Annotated in this window: 20 protein-coding genes; 6 read left to right on the forward strand and 14 right to left on the reverse strand. The window is 40.8% G+C overall.

Going from position 1 to position 22665, the window contains the following annotated elements; all coding sequences use genetic code 11:
* Positions 1 to 77: 77 nt before the first annotated feature.
* Both dnaX and apt read right to left on the reverse strand, forming a co-directional pair.
* The gene (gene dnaX, locus FR932_RS10140; protein ID WP_019440500.1) at positions 78 to 2498 is read right to left on the reverse strand and encodes a DNA polymerase III subunit gamma/tau; all 2421 of its coding nucleotides are present in this window, start codon (positions 2496 to 2498) and stop codon (positions 78 to 80) included.
* Positions 2499 to 2612: 114 nt separating this feature from the next.
* The gene (gene apt, locus FR932_RS10145; RefSeq protein WP_019440501.1) at positions 2613 to 3158 is read right to left on the reverse strand and encodes an adenine phosphoribosyltransferase; all 546 of its coding nucleotides are present in this window, start codon (positions 3156 to 3158) and stop codon (positions 2613 to 2615) included.
* 232 nt (positions 3159 to 3390) lie between these two features.
* Here apt and dusC point away from each other — a divergent pair, with 232 nt between their 5' ends.
* Positions 3391 to 4329 (forward strand): tRNA dihydrouridine(16) synthase DusC, encoded by a 939-nt coding sequence (dusC, locus tag FR932_RS10150; RefSeq protein ID WP_019440502.1) that lies wholly within the window; start codon positions 3391 to 3393, stop codon positions 4327 to 4329.
* Between the two features lie 90 nt (positions 4330 to 4419).
* Positions 4420 to 6330, forward strand: a complete 1911-nt coding sequence (locus FR932_RS10155) for an HD domain-containing phosphohydrolase (RefSeq protein WP_019440503.1) — start codon at positions 4420 to 4422, stop codon at positions 6328 to 6330.
* A gap of 18 nt (positions 6331 to 6348) precedes the next feature.
* Here the strand turns inward: FR932_RS10155 and FR932_RS10160 are convergent, their stop codons facing one another.
* The 6 genes from FR932_RS10160 to FR932_RS10185 form a co-directional block, all read right to left on the reverse strand.
* Positions 6349 to 7080 (reverse strand): DUF3726 domain-containing protein, encoded by a 732-nt coding sequence (locus FR932_RS10160; protein ID WP_019440504.1) that lies wholly within the window; start codon positions 7078 to 7080, stop codon positions 6349 to 6351.
* Complete coding sequence (locus FR932_RS10165) at positions 7077 to 8807, reverse strand: hypothetical protein (protein ID WP_019440505.1); 1731 nt, start codon at positions 8805 to 8807, stop codon at positions 7077 to 7079. The genes FR932_RS10160 and FR932_RS10165 overlap by 4 nt, the downstream gene beginning before the upstream one ends.
* 112 nt (positions 8808 to 8919) lie before the next feature.
* A complete protein-coding gene (locus FR932_RS10170; RefSeq protein ID WP_019440506.1) occupies positions 8920 to 10485 on the reverse strand; it encodes a BCCT family transporter in 1566 nt (521 codons plus the stop codon).
* 99 nt (positions 10486 to 10584) lie between these two features.
* Complete coding sequence (locus FR932_RS10175) at positions 10585 to 11574, reverse strand: membrane dipeptidase (protein ID WP_019440507.1); 990 nt, start codon at positions 11572 to 11574, stop codon at positions 10585 to 10587.
* A gap of 91 nt (positions 11575 to 11665) precedes the next feature.
* Positions 11666 to 13129, reverse strand: a complete 1464-nt coding sequence (locus FR932_RS10180; protein ID WP_019440508.1) for an aldehyde dehydrogenase family protein — start codon at positions 13127 to 13129, stop codon at positions 11666 to 11668.
* A gap of 136 nt (positions 13130 to 13265) precedes the next feature.
* The gene (locus tag FR932_RS10185) at positions 13266 to 13652 is read right to left on the reverse strand and encodes a RidA family protein (RefSeq protein WP_019628852.1); all 387 of its coding nucleotides are present in this window, start codon (positions 13650 to 13652) and stop codon (positions 13266 to 13268) included.
* A 203-nt stretch (positions 13653 to 13855) separates the two neighbouring features.
* Here FR932_RS10185 and FR932_RS10190 point away from each other — a divergent pair, with 203 nt between their 5' ends.
* Entirely contained in the window at positions 13856 to 14749 is an 894-nt protein-coding gene (locus FR932_RS10190) for a LysR family transcriptional regulator (protein ID WP_019440510.1), read from the forward strand.
* A 99-nt stretch (positions 14750 to 14848) separates the two neighbouring features.
* Here the strand turns inward: FR932_RS10190 and FR932_RS10195 are convergent, their stop codons facing one another.
* Positions 14849 to 15313 (reverse strand): NfeD family protein, encoded by a 465-nt coding sequence (locus tag FR932_RS10195; RefSeq protein WP_019440511.1) that lies wholly within the window; start codon positions 15311 to 15313, stop codon positions 14849 to 14851.
* 31 nt (positions 15314 to 15344) lie between these two features.
* The gene (locus tag FR932_RS10200; protein WP_019440512.1) at positions 15345 to 16319 is read right to left on the reverse strand and encodes an SPFH domain-containing protein; all 975 of its coding nucleotides are present in this window, start codon (positions 16317 to 16319) and stop codon (positions 15345 to 15347) included.
* A gap of 454 nt (positions 16320 to 16773) precedes the next feature.
* Here FR932_RS10200 and FR932_RS10210 point away from each other — a divergent pair, with 454 nt between their 5' ends.
* The 3 genes from FR932_RS10210 to FR932_RS10220 are packed head-to-tail and all read left to right on the forward strand — an operon-like array spanning position 16774 to position 18936.
* Entirely contained in the window at positions 16774 to 17316 is a 543-nt protein-coding gene (locus tag FR932_RS10210; protein ID WP_019440514.1) for a hypothetical protein, read from the forward strand.
* Positions 17317 to 17346: 30 nt separating this feature from the next.
* On the forward strand, positions 17347 to 18546 hold the full coding sequence (locus FR932_RS10215; RefSeq protein WP_019440515.1) for a hypothetical protein: 1200 nt from the start codon (positions 17347 to 17349) through the stop codon (positions 18544 to 18546).
* Positions 18547 to 18552: 6 nt separating this feature from the next.
* Positions 18553 to 18936 carry a hypothetical protein gene (locus FR932_RS10220; protein WP_019440516.1) on the forward strand — a complete coding sequence of 128 codons (384 nt, stop codon included), beginning with the start codon at positions 18553 to 18555 and terminating at the stop codon, positions 18934 to 18936.
* An 854-nt stretch (positions 18937 to 19790) separates the two neighbouring features.
* Here FR932_RS10220 and FR932_RS10225 read toward each other — a convergent pair.
* From FR932_RS10225 to FR932_RS10240, 4 genes are read right to left on the reverse strand one after another with little or no spacing between them, the layout of a single operon-like run.
* Positions 19791 to 20738 carry a CsgG/HfaB family protein gene (locus FR932_RS10225; RefSeq protein ID WP_019440517.1) on the reverse strand — a complete coding sequence of 316 codons (948 nt, stop codon included), beginning with the start codon at positions 20736 to 20738 and terminating at the stop codon, positions 19791 to 19793.
* Between the two features lie 22 nt (positions 20739 to 20760).
* Positions 20761 to 21171: a curli assembly protein CsgF gene (locus tag FR932_RS10230; RefSeq protein WP_240532372.1), complete on the reverse strand. Its 411-nt coding sequence runs from the start codon at positions 21169 to 21171 to the stop codon at positions 20761 to 20763.
* Between the two features lie 7 nt (positions 21172 to 21178).
* The gene (locus tag FR932_RS10235; protein ID WP_019440519.1) at positions 21179 to 21637 is read right to left on the reverse strand and encodes a curli production assembly/transport protein CsgE; all 459 of its coding nucleotides are present in this window, start codon (positions 21635 to 21637) and stop codon (positions 21179 to 21181) included.
* A complete protein-coding gene (locus FR932_RS10240; protein ID WP_019440520.1) occupies positions 21637 to 22299 on the reverse strand; it encodes a LuxR C-terminal-related transcriptional regulator in 663 nt (220 codons plus the stop codon). Before FR932_RS10240 ends, FR932_RS10235 begins: the two co-directional genes overlap by 1 nt.
* Positions 22300 to 22665 lie beyond the last annotated feature (366 nt).

The raw sequence follows: 22665 nt of genomic DNA on the forward strand, positions 1-22665 counted from the left end.
GGTTGATAACGATTGATATCAACACTATAAAAATTATAACGGCGCCATTACGGTACTATTACGGTACTACAACAGCACTATAACGGCACGATTGAATTATCATCAATGACAGCGCCGAGTCGGTTCATAAAGAACTGAATATACTTATCATCATACAAGTTTTTAGTCGCATTCGCTAAGCGTTGTTGATAAATTATTTCTTCAAGTTGCGCTGGCGTTGATTTGTTTGGGTTTTCACCAAAATTAATCACCAATTCAACTGGCTCAGATAATACTTGCTGCAACGCATCGCTTAATTGCTGACGCGACTTATCATTTGCAAAGTAGCGTTGATCTGGATTCATCGTCAGTGTAATTCGACCAGGTTCCTGCTCCATCACGCTATGCAATGCCAGTTGACGAACACGCCCGCCTAAGCTCATCTGATTAATATAACAACACCATGGGTCATTTTCATCTCGGAGTTTGTTATCAAGCGGTGCTGTCGCTGTAGATTTACCTGATTTTTGCGGCTGAAAAGCCGGTGACAAATCATTAATATCAACTTTAACCTGACTGAAACGATCAATTTGACGTACCGCAGGCTCTGCAAAATTTTGCGCTGGCATCTGGTTGTTATAACCACCCTGCCCTTGGTACTGTCCTTGGTCTGGATAGTTACCTTGGTCCTGATAAGAATCAAGTGGTGGTAACTCGTCCCATGTCGGTGGAGACTGTTGCTGTGTTTGTTGCTGCTGCATAGGTTGGCTTGCTGCTGGCGTGTTAAAACGACTCTGCGGCGCTGGTGTATGCTGGATAACAGGTGCTACCGCTTTTTTCGGCGGTACATACGACGATGGAGCCTGCTCACTCTTCGCCGCTGTCGACTTTTTTGCAGTTGTACCTAAACGACTACGTAAAAAGTTACGTGTTTTACGTCCTTGATCAACACCGCTCTCAGGCACAGATGTTTGCGCTGGCACTTGACTTTGTACTTGTTCTTGTTGAATTGGTGCAGCCTGTACAGGCGCGTTATTCATTGGCTGCGGAGCATATTCTGGTGCCGCACTATTTTGCGGAGCAGCATAATGTGGCGGCTCTGCAGTTTGTGGTTCGACATGCCCCATCGCTTGCGCAGCTTGTAATAGCTCATTTTGCTCTAGGTTTAAATTAATCACCGCGTCATCTGCTTGTTCTGGTACTGCGACTGATTGTACTTGTTGATGAACTTGTTGCTGTGGAGCAAGCTGTTGAATTTGCTGCGGCGCTTGTTGCAATGCTGCAGGTTCAGGAGCGGAAGCTTGTGCTTGTATTGGAGGCGTTTCAAGTACTTCAGAAACTGGTGCTTGCGCAACCGGTGCAGCCACGACAGTTTCAGTCATCACAGGTATTGCCACAGCTGCTGGCGTCACATCTCTTTCCGGTGCTTGTAAGCGTCCCTGTGGACGAAATGCAAGCATACGTAATATCGTCATTTCTAACGCACTACGTGGATCCGGTGCAAGCGGTAACTCTTTGCGACCTGTTAAAGTAATTTGATAATACAGCTGCACATCTTCAGGTGACATTTCATCGCACAAGGCTTTCACTTTATCTGCATGCTCAGAGTCCACCACTGATGACGGTAAAATTTGTGCCATCGCAATGCGGTGTAACAAACTTGCTAGCTCTATATGCAATTGGTCAAAATCAGGTCCTAACGAACTAACCTCGGCAATTTTAGCCATACAGCTATTTGCATCACCAGTGACAATAAGGCGCAATAGCTGCAGCATATGACTGTGATCTAGCGTCCCCAGCATATCTAATACGGTTTGATGTAACACTTCACCCGCACCATGTGACAACGCTTGATCCGTTAAGCTCAACGCATCACGCATACTGCCATCAGCCGCTTTAGCAATTGAATTTAATGCTGACAATTCGTACTTACAATGTTCACGCGATAAGATATGCACTAACTGCTGAGAAATCTGCTCTGGCGTTAATACTTTTAAATGGAACTGCAGACAACGCGATAAAATGGTAATCGGCAGTTTTTGTGGATCCGTCGTCGCCAGTAAGAACTTCACATATTCAGGTGGTTCTTCTAACGTTTTTAATAACGCGTTAAAACTGTGCTTAGAAAGCATGTGTACTTCATCGATTAAGTACACCTTAAAGCGGCCACGAGCTGGCTTATACTGTACGTTATCAAGTAGTTCACGCGTATCTTCAACTTTCGTTCGTGATGCCGCATCGATTTCGAGTAGATCGACATAAGAGCCCTGATCAATCTCGACACACGTTGAACATTCACCACAAGGTTTACTGGTGATGCCTTTCTCGCAGTTTAAGCTTTTCGCTAAAATACGGGCGATCGTTGTTTTACCAACACCGCGCGTGCCACTGAGCAAATAAGCATGGTGTAAACGGTCTTGCTCTAGCGCATTAACTAAAGCGGTCAGCACGTGTTGTTGACCAACAACTTGCTGAAAATTATGCGGGCGCCATTTACGCGCTAAAACTTGATAACTCATAACAGTTCAACGATTACTTAATATTGAGAAGCACTAACATGCTCGGGACTGAAAATAGCTGGCAGTCGGCCACCAGCTAAGAACGATTATTACGATGATGAATGTAACAACGAATTACTCGCCGTCAAAATCCACTAATTTAGTAATATTAACATTAAGATTGTTCAATACAGTTTCACCACCTAGATCAGGTAGTGAGATAACAAAGGCCGCATTTTCAACAATACCACCAAGCTGGCGAATCAGTGAAACAGTTGCGGCTACAGTGCCACCAGTTGCTAATAGATCGTCTACGATAAGTACTTTATCGCCAGCATCAACAGCATCAACGTGAATTTGTAACGTATCAGTACCGTACTCAAGCTCGTAGCTTTGTTCGATAGTTTTACGTGGTAGTTTATTCGGCTTACGCACAAGAATAAAACCTAAACCTAATGCTTTAGCAAGTGGCGCACCAAAAATAAAGCCGCGCGCTTCAGTACCTGCAATTTTAGTAAAACCAGCATCTTTAAAACGCTCAGCAAGTAAATCGATTGTCGCAGCGAATGCTGGACCATTTTCAACAAGACTTGTTACGTCACGGAAAATAATCCCCGCTTTTGGGTAATCTGGAATCGATTTAATACTGTCTTTAATAAACCCGAGTGTATCTTGGTTCATGCTTTAACCTGCTAATTTGATGAGCGAACTGTCATATCACCAAATAACTTGGGTATAAAACATGTGCTCAATATATAAGAATAATAATGGGGATAAATTTTATGTAACTGCTTGTTGATATGCAAGCGAGTATTAAGATTAACGCCCTTTTGAAGAAATTATTATACGATATATTTGGCAATTATGGTTAATTCTGTTTTAATCGCTCATTTTGCCAACGCAGGACCATCATATGCGCGTAGTTTTAGCCCCAATGGAGGGCGTTGTTGACAATTTGATGCGCGAGTTACTCACAGCGCAAGGCAGTTACGATTTGTGCGTAACCGAATTTATTCGAGTTGTTGAACAGCTATTACCAGAAAAGATTTTTTATCGTTATTGCGCCGAACTAAATAATGGTTGCCGAACTCAAGCAGGTACGCCCGTTCGCATTCAATTATTAGGTCAGCACCCACAATGGATGGCAGAAAATGCCGTGCGTGCAATTGAACTAGGCTCTCACGGTTTAGATATCAATTTTGGTTGCCCAGCAAAACAAGTCAATAAATCGTCTGGTGGTGCAGCGTGTCTCCGAGAGCCTGAACTTGTGTACCAAATAGTCAAACAAGTACGAGAAGCGGTATCGTCAGAGCACACCGTTAGCGCTAAGATCCGTCTCGGTTGGGAAGACAGTAACCAAAAGTTAGAAATTGCCGATGCAGTACAACAAGCAGGCGCGAATGAACTAACGGTACATGGGCGTACAAAAGCCGATGGTTACCGCGCTGCTGCAATCAATTGGGAAGCCATTGCCGACATTAAACAACATGTATCAATTCCTGTTATTGCCAATGGTGAGATCTGGAATTATGAAGATGGTCAACGTTGCTTAGCGGTGACTGGTTGTGAAGATCTCATGGTAGGTCGCGGAGCCTTAAACTTACCCAACCTAGGCTCTGTGGTTAAATACAATCAAGCACCTATGCCTTGGACGGATGTCGTGACTTTATTACAAAATTACTGCCAATTAGAGATTCGAGGCGATAAAGAGAAGTATCTACCAAACAGAATAAAACAATGGTTTAGCTACCTACGTAAGCAGTATCCTGAAGCGGTTGACTTGTTTACCCAATTAAGGGCCTTACGTCAGTCAGAAGAAGTGATTTATACACTAAATAACTATCGAAGTTAATAAGTTAAGTACACTTGACTCCATTAATTTGCGATGTTAATAATAGTGCTCAAGTCAATATATTATGCATAATTCAAGGATGAATTACCATTGCGTATTACCATAAAAAAAGCCCTGATTAGTGGTGTGATCCTACTGCAATTTGTCACATTAACCACACTGCTTGTGTCCAGTTACGTCTCTAACCAGCGCTCATTTAATGCTCACGCCCATAAGTTAATGATTGATTATGCAGATAATATTATTAACAACTCAAAGCGTTTTATGAATATCGCAGAAGCCACTACACTACTAAGCAGTGAATTATTAAGCGCGGATGTATTGTCGATAAACCGCCCCGAAGATCTCAGTTTATATTTTTTTCAACAGCTCAAACAATCCTCGCATATCTCAGGTATCTACTTCGCGAACACTCAAGGTACCTTTGTACATGTGCAGCGGGAGCAAGGATTCAAAGAACCATTATTTTCACGTAAATTCATCGTGTTTGATAACAAAGACACATTAACATCATCGCAGTTATTCACCCATGATAATATTTTCACCCAGCTTTCAGTCAAGAATATACAGCAAGAATCCTACGATCCACGCGATCGTATTTGGTTTAATAAAGCGCTAGATAATGGCGCTTTATCGTGGACAGACCCCTATGTATTCTTTTCTTCACGTAAACCCGGTATTACCAGTTCAATGCCCGTTTATAACAAAGATAAACAATTAATAGGTGTTATTGGCGTCGACGTATCACTCGCTACTATCTCCTCTTTTTTCGACAATCTGGATCTCGGTGATAACAGCACGGCTTTCGTTACAAACCGCCTCGGTGAAATTATCGCTTATCCTGATCAAAAAATAATCCAAGATACCGCCAGTGAAAGCCTACGATTCCCGCGCATAAATGAAATCAACAACCCAATAGCATTAACCGCTTGGCAGGCTTTACAAGAAGAAACACAGCTATTTTCAACCGGAGGTTCAGCAACAGCGGTGGCCTTTAGTTTCGATAATAATCAATATCATGGTTTGTTTAAAGAATTCACTCATCATGAATGGCCTTGGATCATTGCGGTCTACATGCCTGAACAGTTTTTTCTCAGTGAGCTCATCACCAATCAAAAATTGAACATTTTGTTTGGCTTAGTCATCAGCATTTTTGCCTGTCTTAGCTCTTGCTTTTTCATCAATCACATTACGGATTCATTGCGCAAAATTAAAATGATTGCCGAGAACATACGCTGTGGTCAATTCATCAAAACCAATGTCACCGAATCAAGTTTTGTGGAATTACAACAAACCCAATACGCCTTTAACAATATGATTGATAGCTTGATTGCATCCCGTAAAGAAAATCAACAATTACATTTGATGTTAGAAAAAACCAATGTCGAAACCATTACACGACTCGGACTGGCAGCTGAATACAAGAATGATTCATCGCCAAACCATATTCGTCGCGTATCACGCTATTGTGAATTAATTGGTTTAAGCATGGGGATGTCAAAAGACAAAACCAAAGAATTATGCGCTGCGGCAAAATTACATGATTTAGGTAAGATAGGTATTCCAGAACAGATTTTATCCAAGCCAGCCCCGCTAACAATGCAAGAGTGGATCATGATGAAAACCGCTCCAGTGATCGGAGCTAAGATTTTACAAGATGCGGAATCAGTAACACTGCAACTCGCGCACGATATTGCCTTGACCTTACACGAACATTGGGATGGCACTGGTTACCCTAATCAGCTGCAACATCATGGCATCCCATTATCGGCGCGTATTGTTGCCGTTGTAGATACCTTTGATACCATGATCCATCCGCGCTGCTATAAAAAAGCAATCCCAATTGAAGTCGCAATAACCCGGATCCACACATTATCAGGTAGTAAATTTGACCCCAGTGTAGTGGCCGCATTTGACCACTGCTTAATGGATATACTTAACGTTTACAAACAGCTATCACCGAGTGTTGAAGTTAATCAATTACCTCGTCGCTGTGAGTAGAAACTGTAAACTCGGCACTTAAACAAGTTCGCCAGCGCCTTTAACTGACTGCTCACTATTTTCAACCAAGAGTGCCGTCGCCGTGCGTTTCAATACTTCCCATTCCTCATCATCCACTGAAATACCCTCGTACCAGGTATCACGTTGTGCATTATTTAGCGCTGAAGACTTAATGTGCTTTGTGTAACCAGCTGAGTAACCGGCAATATCAAAATTTTTCACTGATAATTGAATGGTCATATCATGTAATGTTCGGCCTGCTAGATCGAGATGGTCAGATAGAAACAGTTCCGGTGACACACACCCTTGATTCAAAATATACAGGGTATTTTGTGGTGACGAACCATTATTCCACTGCGCTTTACACGCCAACCCTTTCGCCGCTAGTTTCACCAATTCGTTATACGCAAGCCAGCGGTTATGACAATTTTTCAATTCAATCGTCAGGTGCTTTTTACCGACCATTTTTTCAAGCGCGTAATCGATCACAACTGGTAGGTGACAAGCTAAGCTACAACCGTGTAAATCAACAACCAGTCCACCTTCATTAGTAATAAAGATATCAACAGGGGAATCTTTTTCCGCCGTTAAAAACTGCGCCGCGTTGTTAAAGTGGCCGATACCATTTAATCCAACAATCTGTAAACCAGCAACCATATTGGCTATCACATCGGCTTCACCACAGCTACGACGCATCCCTAAAAAGGCTTTATTAACCACCGAGACTAATTCATTATGTGAAACGATCATGATACTTCCCCTTCGAGTACAGCTTGATTTAAGGCATTACTTGGTAATAACGGAAACAACCACTCTCCATCATGGAGTTCGTTAAGTAACGGTGCGCCTTGGAAAAAAGTAACACGTACCCAACGTTCAGAGCGAGGGTCAAATTTAGTTGCACCCAGCACCGCTAACTTACAGCGCAAGAGGTGCATAGGTAACGATTTTTGATGTAATACATTCATTTGTATTTCACCCATTTGCTTATTCCCTAGCGTCCAAACACGACGTGAAATGGCACGATATTGAGGGTGTAATACTAAAAACTCAGCCAATTGCATGTTTGGTTTACAGATCAATAGCGCATGATAAAGACGATTAGCTTGACGGCCAATATCCAATGGCAATTCACGATCTTCACCCGGTTCTTCACCGCGAACACCTAAGCGTGGCTCTTCTTTGTCTTGTGAGCGATACCAGAACCAATAGTTATTTTCTGGTTGTTTAAAATCAGTTTCAATAGCCCAGCGATAGCGACTTTGTAATACCGCTAATAAATCTTCAATACGCTTACCGCTTGGTAGGTTTAAGCTTTCATCACAATTCATTTTAGTTTCATAGTTATCCACCAACGCAGGGTAGAGCTCCATCAAACACGACAGCAGTATTTCTTGCGTTTCCAGACTATATTTACTGGCATAATCAATTAGTTCTGACCACGTTTTCATTTGCGGTAATAAAGAGTGGCTTTGTATCAGCAAGGAATCTAAATTACTCAACAGATCATGTAATTCAGTTATTGCGGTGTTATTAAGGTCATCTTGATGTTCATTAATCGTAATGATTTGCTCTAAATGGCAAAGCCCTTTTTGTAATAAATGCTGTAGTGGTGCTAATTTATGTACTTCAACAGCAGCATTTAATACAGCCGTCAACGCAGACTCTCGTGATGATAACCATTGATCCACAACACAAGGATGATTGATCAAGTACGGTGCCATGCCCAAGCCTGTCGCATTACCGATCCCTAGGTAACGTTGTAAGCCAAGATCTAAATTAACCGCTTTATCTCCACCTTGCTGCTGCGCTAAATAATGCACCCAGTCGAGGCTGAATTCACGCAAGATATACACAGCACACATTTGCGCACTGAAGGACTGATTAAAGTCTTCGGTCGTTTCCAGCCAGCCAAAATCAGCAATACCAAACTTACCATTACCGTAAACGGCTGTCGTTCGCAGGATATAACCAACTTCTGCAAGTTCTTTGGCATTCGGCTGCTGCCCTTTAGCAAGGTGTGATACTAAATGTTCAAACACCCGCACACTTTTGTTCGCTCTTGCCAATACCAATACTTTATTTGGATTTCGTCCAGCTTCTTGCAACGGCACGTTAGTGCGTAAGCGACTCAATAAATCAACATCAACATCGCCATAAACCAGGGCGAACGTTACGTCCCACTTTTCAGCAATAACACGATCATTACGATCTTCATCGGCAATTTCATCACAAAAAATAACTAAGTGATAAATATGATTCAGTGTTGTCAGTTTGTAAATCACATGACCAAAGCCTTCTGCTGACAACTGCCAGTCGTGCTTAGTCACTTGCCATTTTTGTTGTGCCATTTTACGAATTAAAGAGCGCACAAAGCTAATCCGGTTTTGATGCATTGCACCAAGTCTTTCTGGCGCCATAACGGTTACAGGATCACGCATATAAGTGCCACCGCAAGTTGAAGGACGAGCATCCATATTATTAACTTCCATTGTAAATATAAAAATTTTAATTAGGCGGCTTGCTAACCGCCCTGCTTCACATAGTTATTAATGGTCAGTCAATCAATCGACTGACTATTAATACGTGCTATAAACCTTGATCTTTCGCCATCTGAATCGCGATTTGTGGTGCATTCCAGAGCGAAGGTAATAAGATTAAAGAAACCGGTACTGCAGTGATAACAATGAACGATTGCAGTGCGGATATCCCTCCCGATCCCAGTGAAATAAGCACCAACGCAGTGATCCCCATCACCACACCCCAGAATGTACGAATAAAGGCATTTGGTTCTTCTTCACCACTGATCACCACACTAATGGTGTAAGTCATCGAGTCACCCGTCGTCACGATAAAGATCGTCGTTAGGATAAGAAACAGTACAGACGTAATCATCGGAAATGGTAACTGCGACGTTACAGCCAACAGTGCACCAGGTAAGTTAAAGCCCTCAAATGCAGAACTCACAGACCCCGGATTGGCGATTTCAAATGCTAAACCTGAACCACCGACAATCGTGAACCAGAAACAGGTAGTCAGTGGTGCAATAATACTGATCGTAGAAACCAATTGACGAATCGTTCGACCACGTGAGATACGTGCAATAAAGATTGCCATCATCGGGCCATAACCCAAGAACCACCCCCAGAAGAATACGGTCCACCAGCTCAACCAACCTTCATCGCCACGGTATGTTGCCATCGGGATGAAGTTATCAACCATGCTACCCACACCTTGGATATAGCCATTAAATATAAAGTTAGTTGGACCAAAAATAAGAATGTAAGCCATCAATAAACACGCTAAAACAACGTTGTAACGGCTCAGCATTTGCATGCCTCGATTCAAGCCACTCAATGCCGAAATGGTATATAAAGCAATGGCAAATAAAACGATGATAAGCTGCGTAGTAAATCCGTCTGGGATCTCAAACAAAACGTTTAATGCGTAGCTCACCTGTAGACCAAGGAAACCAATCGGACCGATAGTCCCAGCCGCAACAGCAACAATACAACAAGCATCAATCAACGCGCCAGTGTGCCCGGTTAATACGCGTTTACCAAACACAGGATAAAGTAGGATACGCGGTTTTAGCGGTAAGCCTTTATCATAATGCAGGTGCATTACTACGATAGAAGTAAGGCTACCGACAATAGCCCAAGCCAGAAAACCCCAATGCATGAACGATTGTGATAAAGCATTAACCGCCGTTTGTTGAATGTTTTCTTGAGCACCATACAGAGGTGGCGGGTTAACAAAATGTGCTATCGGCTCAGCTGCAGCCCAGAACACACCACCACCAGCAAGTAATGTACAAAAGATAATAGCCATCCAACGAAAGCCATCCATTTCAGGTTTAGGTAATGCACCTAAAACAACTTTACCTGTACGACCAGCGGCTAACGCGATACCAATCAAAAAAGTTAATAGCAACAATACCTGCCAATAAGGACCGAAGACTGTAACAGCCCATGAGAATCCCGTATTAACAAGACTTGATAACAATACTTCATCGTATAACGCTAATAGTACAAACAAGGCAAGAAAACTGCCGCTATACCAAAAAGCGGGATTACTAAAACCCAATTTATCCGCTGTAGAATTATTATCATTATCTAAGCTCGCCGCTTTCGCGCTTTTAGTTAAATCTGACATGCTCTGACTCCAGAGGTATGCTTTGCAACTGCAAAGGTGTGTTTACGCCAGTCCTCTCGATTTATAATAATGGACTGACGTTCTATGTGTCGTAACGACTTACGAAATAGGCTCTAATCCTTGCTTTAAAAAGTTAAACCAATTTTCGCCTAATACTTGCCCCGCTTCAGATTCTGAAAATCCGTAGCGTATTAATCCGTTATAAATATTCTCCATACCTGCGCTACCGCAGAACCAAGGCAATGAATCAGGCCACCCTGAATTGTTTGCCGAACCTTCACCGTAATCCATCGCTTTAGACCAGCGACCATTACGCATCCATTCCAATACTGCTTGTGGTTGGTTTAGACATAAGTCACTACCAATCCCTAAGTGTTCAACCCCCACCATATCAGCCGTTTTAGCCACCATCTGACAAAAGTCATCTAAGCTGCATTGGCTGCCATTTGGTAAATGAAATGGATATAAGCTGAACCCTAACAATCCACCACGTGCCGCTAATGACTTAATCACCGTATCCGATTTGTTACGCAGTGCCTCAAACGCAAACGTCGGGTTAGCATGACTAATACAAATAGGTCGTGACGATAAATCAATCGCTTCAAGTGTAGATCGCTCTGCGCTATGTGACATATCGATGATCATGCCAACACGATTCATCTCTGCAATTGCTTGCTTACCAAAACGGGTAATCCCATTATCATTTTTCTCATAACACCCAGTTGCCAGTAGGCTTTGATTGTTATAAGTCAGCTGCATAATAAGCAAACCTTGTTGACGCATTACTTCAATTAAACCGATTTCATCATCAATTGATGAGCAGTTTTGTGCGCCAAAGAAAATACCCACTTTACCGAGCGCTTTGGCCTTTTCTATATCAGCAACAGAATGAATAGGCATGATCAAGTCCGCATTTTGTTCAAACCTTAAATTCCACTCCGCAAAACGGCTTAACGTTTCACGCGCTGTTTCGTGATAAACAATCGTTGCGTGAACAGCGGTAATACCACTGTTTTTCAATGTCTGGAAGTACTCTCGATCCCAATTGCAATACTGCAACCCATCAATCACAATCCTTTGGCTATACATACCGACTCCTAATTACTCATCTGACGTTCATTCACTTCACTGTGCTGTACAACGGTTTCATAACCGCTTTCAGCACAGTTTTAAAAACCGCTTAATAAGCGCGTTGATAAGCCGTTTTCACCACAGTGTAGAATTCTTTTGCATACTGGCCTTGTTCACGAGGACCAAAGCTTGATTCTTTACGGCCACCAAACGGGACATGGTAATCAGTACCAGCGGTTGGCAAGTTAACCATCACACAACCTGTTTGCGCTTGTTGTTTAAACAGTGTGCTTGTACGTAGGCTCTGAGTGATAATACCGCTGGTTAAGCCAAAGCGGGTATCGTTTGTTGTTGCAATCGCCTCTTCTAAATCAGCAACACGAATAACACTCGCCATCGGCGCAAATACTTCTTCCTGATTCACCGACCAATCATTTTTGGTATTAATAAACAGCGTAGGCGACATATAGAAACCTTCATGTTCTAGGTTCAAACGTTCACCACCAAATGCCAGTTCACCACCACTTTGGCGTGCCGTATCGATCCAATCAAAGTTCGCATCTAGCTGCTTACCATCAACAACAGGTCCCATAAATACACCGTCTTTAAGGGCATGACCCACTTTCAGTTCGCTCATGCGTTTAATCAGCGCTTCAACGTACGCATCATGAATACCATCCATGACTACTAGGCGAGAAGATGCGGTACATTTCTGTCCTGCACCAGAGAATGAGCCCGCAATCGTCGCTTCAACGGCGATATTAATATCGGCATCATCCGCCACGATCAAGGCATTTTTACTGCCCATTTCTAACTGGCAACGCACAAAATTAGGCGCTGTAGCAGCTGCAATCTTTCGACCGGTATCAACAGAACCGGTAAAACTAACGCCATTCACTTCGGTTGAATTAATTAATACATTACCCACTTCCGAACCACTACCAAGCACTAGGTTAAACGTACCTGCTGGTAGGCCTTGACGGTGAATAATCTCTGTTAATGCCACAGCACTTGCTGGTGTTAGATTTGCTGGTTTCCATATAACACTATTACCAAACGCTAAAGCAGGAGCAATTTTCCATGCTGCAGTCGCCGTAGGGAAATTCCACGGCGAAATAATAGCGACAACACCCACAGCTTCACGTGTTACTTCAACTGACACACCAGGTCTAACAGAGGCTGCGCTATCGCCAATTTGACGTAGCACCTCGGCAGCAAAATACTGAAAGAATTGACCCGCACGATAAATCTCACCACGACCTTCTAAAAAGGGCTTCCCCTCTTCACTTGATAGTAAGCGACCCAGTTCATCACAACGTGCGATCAACTCATCACCAATGCCTTGTAGCACAGCTTGCTTTTGTTCTAGTGGCGTTTTTTCCCATGTTGGCTGGGCATGTTTTGCCGCTGAGATAGCTTGGTGCACTTGCGCCGTATCCGCTTGGGCGAAGTTACCTAAATTTTGACTAATATCAGACGGATTAATATTGGCAACAGTACTTACACCTGTTTGCCATTCGCCGCCAATATAAAGTGAGTTTTCTGCTTGAATACGCTGTGTTTGAGTTGTCATACGACTTTCCTTGTTTCGGCGATACGTTAAGTAAGATTGAATTAGTTATAAATAGATCATATTCGTTAGTATAGTTCGGGTTTATACCGTTATAAATATTGACTTATTTTGCTTTATTTAAATTAAAGAACGTTAATTATTCACTGACAGCAGCGTAGACAACGAACTCAACTAGCATTTCTTCACGTGCAAGACCAGCAACGATCATTGCTGCGCGATTTGGATAAGGCGCATCAAAGTATTCTGCATATACCTTATTAACAGTGGCGAGATACTCGCGGTCAGTGACATAGATTAAGACTTGCAGTACTGAATTAAGAGATTCACCAGCACATTCTAATGTGTGAACTAGATTATCAAAGGTTTGGCGAGTTTGCGCTTCAATGCCACCCGCAACAACAGCGCCTGTTTGATCAATCGGGATCTGCGCTGTATATAAAGTGCCATTATTTACAATCGCCCATTCAAGTGGCGCTTTAGACGCAAATAATTCGGTTTTTACAGGGTAGCTTTGAGTTGTCATGTTCACATCCATTTTGTAACAGCTTTGTTTCGATGTTGTGAATATTGCCAGTTGACTCCTGATAAATCTAACGGTAAATTCTGTTCAATTGATAAGTAAAATTTATCACCCCGTAAAAGCGTGATCACTACATACTTTTTACAACGATATGTTTATTTATGAACAAACATTTTTACCACTATATGTTGCATGGATGATTAAATATGGATATTAAAATACAACAACTACGACATTTTGTTTTAGTCGTCGAAGATGGCGGGTTTCGCGCTGCAGCAAGCAGAGCAAATCGCTCTCAGGCTGCACTATCAACCTCTATCAAAGAACTTGAACGTACATTAGAGCAGCCGCTATTTGAACCTGGAAATAAATCAACGCTCACCCCTTTTGGGCAAATATGTTTACCCAAGATCACCCAGTTTCTACAAATTTACAAAACCTTAGACAACGACCTACGTGCCGCAGCAGCAGGTCAACAAGGGCGCGTACGCATCGCAAGTGTGCCCTCTGTCGCAGCAAAATTGATCCCTAATGTACTCGGGCGATTTTGTAAGGAGTACCCCAACGTTGAAGTCAGCTTAATTGATGACAATGCCGCCGGTGTTGAAGCAAGATTAGTGTCAGGCGAAGTCGATTTAGCACTCGGGAATTGTGCTAATTTAGATGCTGATACAGTGGATTTTACACCGCTGATTTCAGATCCTATCGGTGTGGTATGTTTAAAGGATAATCCAATCGCGAATAATATGAATGGTATTGAATGGCAGGCGTTATTAGATCAACCCTTTATTCATAATGGTACTTGTACCCTACTTGAACCTACGCCAGCAAGGGTTCTTATTGATAAGGCACTCTACTCCGTTGAGAATATCACGTCATTATTTTCAGTATTAAAACTGGGTATTGGTATAACCACACTACCAAAATTGGCTTTTCCCAGTAATGAAACTGATCTCGTGTGGTTACCTTTGCTTGACCCGCCGTTAGAACGCAAGATGGGTATTTTTCGTTTGGCTGAGCATACTATCTCACCGCAAGCCCAAGCATTTTATGAACTGTGTGTTGAGCACCTGATCTGCTCCGATGAGTTAGGCAGCTGATAAATTAGTCAAGTATTTACTCAGCCACCTATTTTCTATGCAGACAATACCATTTGTTATATCGACAGTACTATTTGCTCAGCGCTATTTATTCATTGGTTATTCGACAATTAAAACATTGCCATCCACCGCGACAATTTTTACTCGTAAATCAACAGCGATAGAACTAACCGTCGCTGATTCACTTAAACGGGCATTCCAATTAATACCAGAATGGCGAACCTTACCACCGTTAATAGTGATCACTTCACTCACCGGTACGGTTTGGCCAATCATATCGCTGCTAGTATCTTGCACGACACGATTGCCCTGAAATTGTTTAAGTGGCTTCCATAATAATAGCGCCACCACAGCAGACAATAAGCCAACCGATAATATTTCAAACTCCCAGCCTTGGATAACGCCAATACTCACCAATAACCCAGTGAGCAGGCAACTAAGACCAAAAAACAATAATGGCCCGCTTAACCCAGTCACACTCAACTCAATAATCAAGGCAAGCGCGCCAATCACATAAAGCAATTGGTCATGATTGTTCTGTAAGTAATCCATTAATGTATCCATTTAGTAAACTCCATGATGGAAAATAGCCTCACTATTCAGATAACTTTAGTGCACTTGAAACAGCAATAGCTTGAGCAACCGTATTACCGATATTCTCACTGGTTTTACCGTCCGTTAAAATGACCGAACCTTCAGCTGCGATCGCTTTGTGTGCTGCAATAGCATCTTGTGCGAGTTTTAAGCGTACCGCTTGCTGACCCTCTCCCGTAATAGCAACCGCACCAACAACATGTAATGCTGAAGAATCTGCATCTGCCACTAATCTAATCGCCTCAGCTTTACCCGTGGCTTCTAATATTTGTGACTCTTTACTTGCTTCAGCCGCGAGTACTTGCTCCGCTTTAGCGGCTTCAGCATCTAAAACACGCGCTTGTTTCAAACCTTCTGCTTGCGTGATAGCTGCCGTCTTAACACCTTCAGCGGTAAGGATAACAGAACGTTTTTCACGTTCTGCGGCCATTTGTTTTTCCATGTCTTCTTTAATTGAAATCGGTGGGGTAATATCTTTGATCTCATAACGAGTCACCTGCACACCCCAAGGTTGAGTCGCTTCAGTCATTGACGCTAAGATAGAGGCGTTAATGTTATCTCGATTCTGAAAACACTGATCGAGTTCCATTGAACCAATGGCATTACGCATTGTTGTCGTCGCTAGCTGTACTACCGCTAATTTATAATCAGTGATGTTATTCGTCGCCGCTGCCGCATCAACCACTTTCATGAATAAAATACCATCAAGTTCCAAGGTTATGTTGTCTTTAGTAATCGCCAGCTGTGAAGAGATATCTAATGACTGTTCTTTTAAGTTACGATCTGCAGCGACTCGTTGAATAAAAGGAACGATAAAATTAAGACCAGCTTGTAATGTACCGCTATAGCGTCCAAAGGTATAAATCACGTAACCTCTATTTTGCGGAATAAATAATACGCTTCTTTGGATGGTGAAAATGACCACAATCGTTATCCAAAGCCACGGGGTTAGTAGTATATCAATAGCATTATTCATAAGTGTATTTCCTTAATGATTAGAACAAACAAGATATGATTAATCATAGAGTAAATGATTATCGACGGCGGCACAGTCGTTTGTATAGAATTCCCCTTAAGGTTTTCATTTTTACCTCTAAAGCGTGATCTTAAACGATTAAACGACTTATCCTCCCATCGTAACGTCGCCGATATTAAGCAATATAGACTGCAGTTGCCTTTTTATTATAGAAACAAAGACATATATCCCAGCATCGATTCAATCCCAGCCAAAAAATAAACTTTAGCATTAGCTTTTTAACTGTTTCTAATCCAAATAGATGGCCAATAATAAGCCGAATTAACCCTTTAAAATTAACATAAACATTAATAATCTCATCGTAAAGTTGATGGTTGAACCCCCTAACAATCCAATACTTAATCCAAGTAACAACATGTTGCTTTAACAAAAACAAGGTCATAAGGGTACTGATATGGCAAGGCTATTAAAGGTAAAGAATATAAGCATTTGTTGCTTATTAACACTTTCTAGTTATGTATTTGCGGGGGGGAGTCCCTACGAACCGCCGCCAGAGTTAGCCGCTTTATCAGAGTTAGCGCCAAGTGGTAACTATTCAAATATTGAATTTGATGGTGCTTATCTCTCTAAAGTAAAAGTTTTACAAAGTCGCGATGGTGGATTAGGTAATAAAGCACATATCCAACTGAGCGGTATAAAAAATAAAGCAAAAATAGTACAAGACGGTAGTAATAACAGCGCTTATATCGATCAAAGTGGTCGCTTCAACATTGCTAAAACGGTTCAACGAGGTCAAGGGCATGAAAGTGCCATTATCCAACACGGTCATCGTAATGTTGCAGTACATATTCAAGGTGGTAATGCGCAACATAAAGGTACGATAAATCAGTCTGGTAATAACAACCTGGCTTTTATTAAAGATACAACGAATAACTCGCGTGATTTTTCGGTAAACCAAACCGGGCGTGGGCGTATTATTATCAACAATACTTTTTAATCAACATATAAGATCATTAAGGGAATTACCATGAAAAAATTAACAATCGCAATCGCAGTTTCTTCAGCTCTTATCTCTGGCGCTTCTTTCGCTGGCAATGTCGACACCATGATTTTTCAAAATGCAAACAACAATGACGTGACCGTAACACAAAATACCGGCGGTGCAGCGCTCGCCAATGGCAATAAAGCTAAAGAGACCATCACCTATGGTAATCATAATAAAATCGATATATTACAAACAGGTGAAAGAAATGTCTCTAAGACTGCTATCAATGGTGAAGCTGGAAAAAGAAGTAATCGTAATAAACTACGTGTTAAGCAAATCGGTGATGATAACAAAGCCAATATCGCACTCAATGGTGGTAAATCAAAGCATAATAAATTAAAAATAGTTCAAAAAGGCGATGAAAATAAATCAAAAATCACGTTAGAAAGAAATGCAGATCGTAATACGGCAAAAGTAAAAATTCATGGTACAACACCTTGGGGTAGTTCAGATCACAATACCACCAAGAGTACATTTGGTCGTGGCGCTGACGATAACCGATTAAATATTGAAATTGAAAAAGGTGCTTATAATAAAGTTAAAACCAGTGTAGCCAATCATTCAGATGATAACAAAGCGAAAGTTGGGATTCACTATGGTTTAGAAAATAAGGTAGTTATCGCACAGGATGGTGACGAAAACAAAGCTAAAGTATATCTCAGTGTAGCTGGTTTCAATGATGTCGGTATAGCACAAGATGGTGATTATAATACAGCGAAAGTTGATATTCACTATGGTGCGTATAATACCGTCGATATCGCTCAAGATGGTGATGACAATTTAGCGAAAGTTGATATTTCAGGTGGTCTTGGTAATAATGTGAATATCGCTCAAGATGGTGATGACAATTTAGCGAAAGTTGATATCTCTCTCGGCCTTGATAACAACGTAAATATCGGCCAAGAGGGTCATGATAATACAGCCAAAGTTGATATTACTCACGGTGCTCATAATACGGTTGATATCGAGCAAGATGGTTATGATAATTTAGCGAAAGTTGATGTCTCTCACGGTAGTGATAATGACGTCGATATCGAACAAATAGGGCATGATGCAACAGCTAAAGTATCTCTATATCACTCAAACTATAACATGATTGATGTGACGCAAAATAATAATGATAGTTCAACAATCACAGCGAACTACAGTAACAACAACAGTGCTATCGTTGTACAAAATTAAAGAACAGTGACTTATTTAGTCAATCGTAAAAAATCAGCGGCGTTTAGTGCCGCTATTTTTTTATTCGCATTACAACTACCACAAACATTGCATAGTAAAGAGCAATTGAGAATAAAACCAAATGACATAAAACGAGAGGCTAAAGAAATGAATATTCTTTGTCAGAATGTCGGTAATAGTATTCACCTGGTGATTATTAACCAAGATGATAATTATCACACAATTAATCTAACCTCAAAGACCAGCAATCAATTCACAACCAGCATCGATAAAAATTCACAAGTTAATTTAAGCTTATCAAAAGAACAGTTCCCCATAAAGATAATCACTTCCTCTTCTAATAAAACCACCGTTTTTATGATTGATAAAGATTGCAAAATATCATCATAATTACCCGCTAAACTGAAACAACTAACAGCTTACCAGCCCTCCCCTTAATATTCCGCCACGCTTAGTGCAGTACCCGAGACACTAATGTGGCCTAATTCAACAAGTGCCGTGAAACTTGTTATTAAGCAGCTGTATACGATAAAAACAGAATTGGTTTAACCGTATAGTTAAGTCCCCCCCCAACCTTATATTAAAGCTCTGCCTGCACATAAATCAGGCCATGAGCTAAATGATAACCTCCTATCAACCTGAATATAAGAAGACATCCCCACCCCTTTAAATAGAAAGCAATCGAGCTAAGCGCGAGTGCTTTCTATTACAGGATATCAAATATAGATCACAACCTAAAACATTGCCGTCGATCTAGAACTGAGCGTGTTTATTCTCGCTACAAATAGTTTACAAGCAACGAAATATGTTCGATGTACATCACGAGATAGATCCGCCATTACGCTTTTGTTAAGTAGCTGAAAAGACTATCGACAATGGAGATGCCCTCACGTATTAACAGTAGGGCTTATAGTGGATCACGCACCAACACAAGAGGTTAAAAGCTTAACATACGCTGAACTTGAAGTGGCTAACTGTGCACTTTAGGTTTACTGTTTTAGGTTACACTGCCGATTACAACAGCAAGTAATTACATACAACATGGGGAGTTTAGCAGCGATGGCATTTAAGCAAAAAATATGAGTACCAAATATCGGACTGAATATTATTCACATCATATAGGGATAGTGTGTTGTCGTGCTTAAGGTGAGATAAATGGCCCCAGCAGAAACGGGAGCCATCGAAGTAACTATTAGTATTAGTGAGAATACAAAACCGTAACTTAAATACGATCAGTAAGCATATTAATATGTAGCACGGTAATCTTTAGGGCGAGAATTTGTAACGCTGGTATTTTTGGTCATCAATTCAGAGGCATCTTTTGTAAATACGTCATTCGTACTAGCCTGCTGAGCATTTGTATTTAGAGTGCTAGATTGAGATGCATATTTTTTAAATACAGGTGAATCCAGGCTATCTAGTGAACTCGGTGACCATAAACCTTGCTCGACACCATTAACAATCAAGTGAATAACCGCAGCATCAATGGCCGACATTAAAGCAATATTAACCGGTTCATTATTGGTATAACCCATTTCAACTTCAAGTAATTCTTTATAATCTACAAAGCGAAAGGCACCCGCCGCTAACTCATAAGAAAGAATTGTTTTGGTTGTAGTAATGCTTGATAAAATTTTACCGCTACGTATATCCACCGCGCGAATATTAACCGTAATTTGATCTGTTCTATATTTACCTGAACCACCAATACCGAGGTATTTCGCCCCCATCCCTCCCGTTTTTATATTGGTATCATAAGCCACAATACCGCCTTCTATCATCACATTTGCTGATTGCAATGAAGGTAAATCAGTACCATGGTTGGAGACTACTTTATCTTTACTCTGCGCAGCGCGGATTATCTTTCTTTCCGTCAGCAAATTTTGTAAACCTTGTCGTTCTAATGGATAAAACCACTGAGAATCTAATAGTGCCATAGTTAATAGTGCTGTAGCTCCCTGTGGCACAGCTGTCGAGAAGTTACTATTTGGTTGAGGTTTATATTGACCAGTTTGATCTCTAAAATCATACACAGCCACATAGATTTTACCTTTTGGTTTCGGCAGTGCTACTAGATCATTATAGGTATTACCCCTTTGCATTAAACTCGGCGTATCCGAAGTATCTGGAATGCTCAATGAATTTGAACATCCAGTCATAATTACGATAAAAAACAGCCATAAAAACTTCATTGATTTCATCCTTGGTTTGCTTTTAATTCGAAGTAATGCCGCCAACTTGAATAGTTGAGCTCTCACCAGTTAAATTATCCACCAAGTGAATAAGCAATGCACCACTATCACCTTCAACAACATTGACCGTAAAATCTTCGGTTATAAGCTGTCCTGTTTTACCTTCGCTGGCATCGGATAGTATTTGACTTATTAGTCTCGACTCCAAACTCGACGCCAAACGCTCTAAAGCTGACTTCTCTTCAAATCCAGAGTCAATCTCAGGGCCAGAGTAATCATTGATCGCGTTAGCAGTATTGAATAAATGGCTACTATTTAACGGATTACCACCAAAGCTTGGGCTCACAGGTGTATAAACTAATTCACTGGCTATGACATTACTGCAGCTTAAGATAAATGAGAGAGCGAATAGTTGCGTAGTTATCTTCATCATTTCTTCCTTATAACTCTGATCGTTCTAGATCAAAAGTATCCTGAAATTGTTTTTCGGCTTTCCATTTAACAATATAATTTCGCGTTACATACATAGCTTCCTCTGCTCGTTGTTCTGCTTGATACCGTCCTGGTGAAAGAGCTGTTTTATAAATAACGCGATTAAAATGATGGATTGTAATAATACTTCCCGATAGCGCCGTTGGTACTTCTGAAATCGTTAAGTTAACCTCAAGGTCACCATACTCACTGTTCATTTTCATCGCAAAGGTAAAATAGAAATCTTTACCAAGACGAGTTAATGTACGATCGATAAGCAGCCCTTGAATTTCGACGAGACTATCATCATTACTTTGGGACTCTTCTAACGGAGTCTTATCATCAATTGCCTGTACATTTGCGCTGATACAAAGCCCACTAATACACATGACATAAAACAAAGCCTTTCCTTGTTTTGACTTCATCATTAAACCCTTTGAAATTGCTGTCCCTTTGCCCACATCACTGCTTGCAATCTGCTCTTTACCTTTATTTTTTTAAACACATTATGTAAATGGGTTTTAACCGTGTTTTCACTCACGAATAATTGCTCTGCGATTTGAGAATTTGAAGCCCCTAAAGTGAGTAACTTCATAATCTCTTCTTCGCGTCGAGTCAGTTCTGCAATCACACTTGACGTAAAATATTTATCTTTCCGGTGTACGGTAATGATAGAAGTGGCAAGATCCCTAGAAATCCAAAACTCCCCATCTAACATTTTTTGCATGCCTTTTGACATCAATTCCATGGTATCGCTTTCATAAAACAAGCCTGTTAAATTAGGTAGTCTCATCAAGTCATCGATGATGATGACAGATTCAGAGTTGATTAATATTTCTTTCGTATTAAGATTTTTTTCATCAACAAGGATTAAATATTTACTTAGGTAATCGTCTTGCAAATGGTTTAAATCAATAATAACGTAATTGAGGTTTTTGTTGCTTTTCTTAGAAGAAAGGCTCTGAAGTAACTCTGTAAAAGAGACATCTAAAATAACAATATCAAGCGATTTTTCTAGACTTTGTTTTAATAGAGAAGATTGTAAACTTGATTTTGAAACTAAATAGCACGTATATTTTTCATTAATCATAAGATTCAAGCTCTTGAATTAAAAAGGAGGCTTTGGTCTTTTAAAATAATAATCCGTAAATAAGCCATTTCGAATTCACTCTGCAATAACATGAATATAGTTTATAAATAACAAACGGAGTAAATCAGCTACATAATTCAAACATTGTATTAAAACCTGTGCGTATTCAATAAAATGAGCTAAGTATGCCAATATAACGCCATCTTTATAAAAGTCATAAAGGCCGCGATAAGCTCAACATGAAGTATATTACTCTATTAAAGTGGGTTAAATACAAACAATAACTATATTATAGCCTTATCGACTAACCGATAAAGCAACATAAAAATAACAATATCTATCGGCTAAAATACAAAATAAAGCCAA

The organism is Moritella marina ATCC 15381, assembly GCF_008931805.1.
Lineage (GTDB): Bacteria > Pseudomonadota > Gammaproteobacteria > Enterobacterales > Moritellaceae > Moritella > Moritella marina.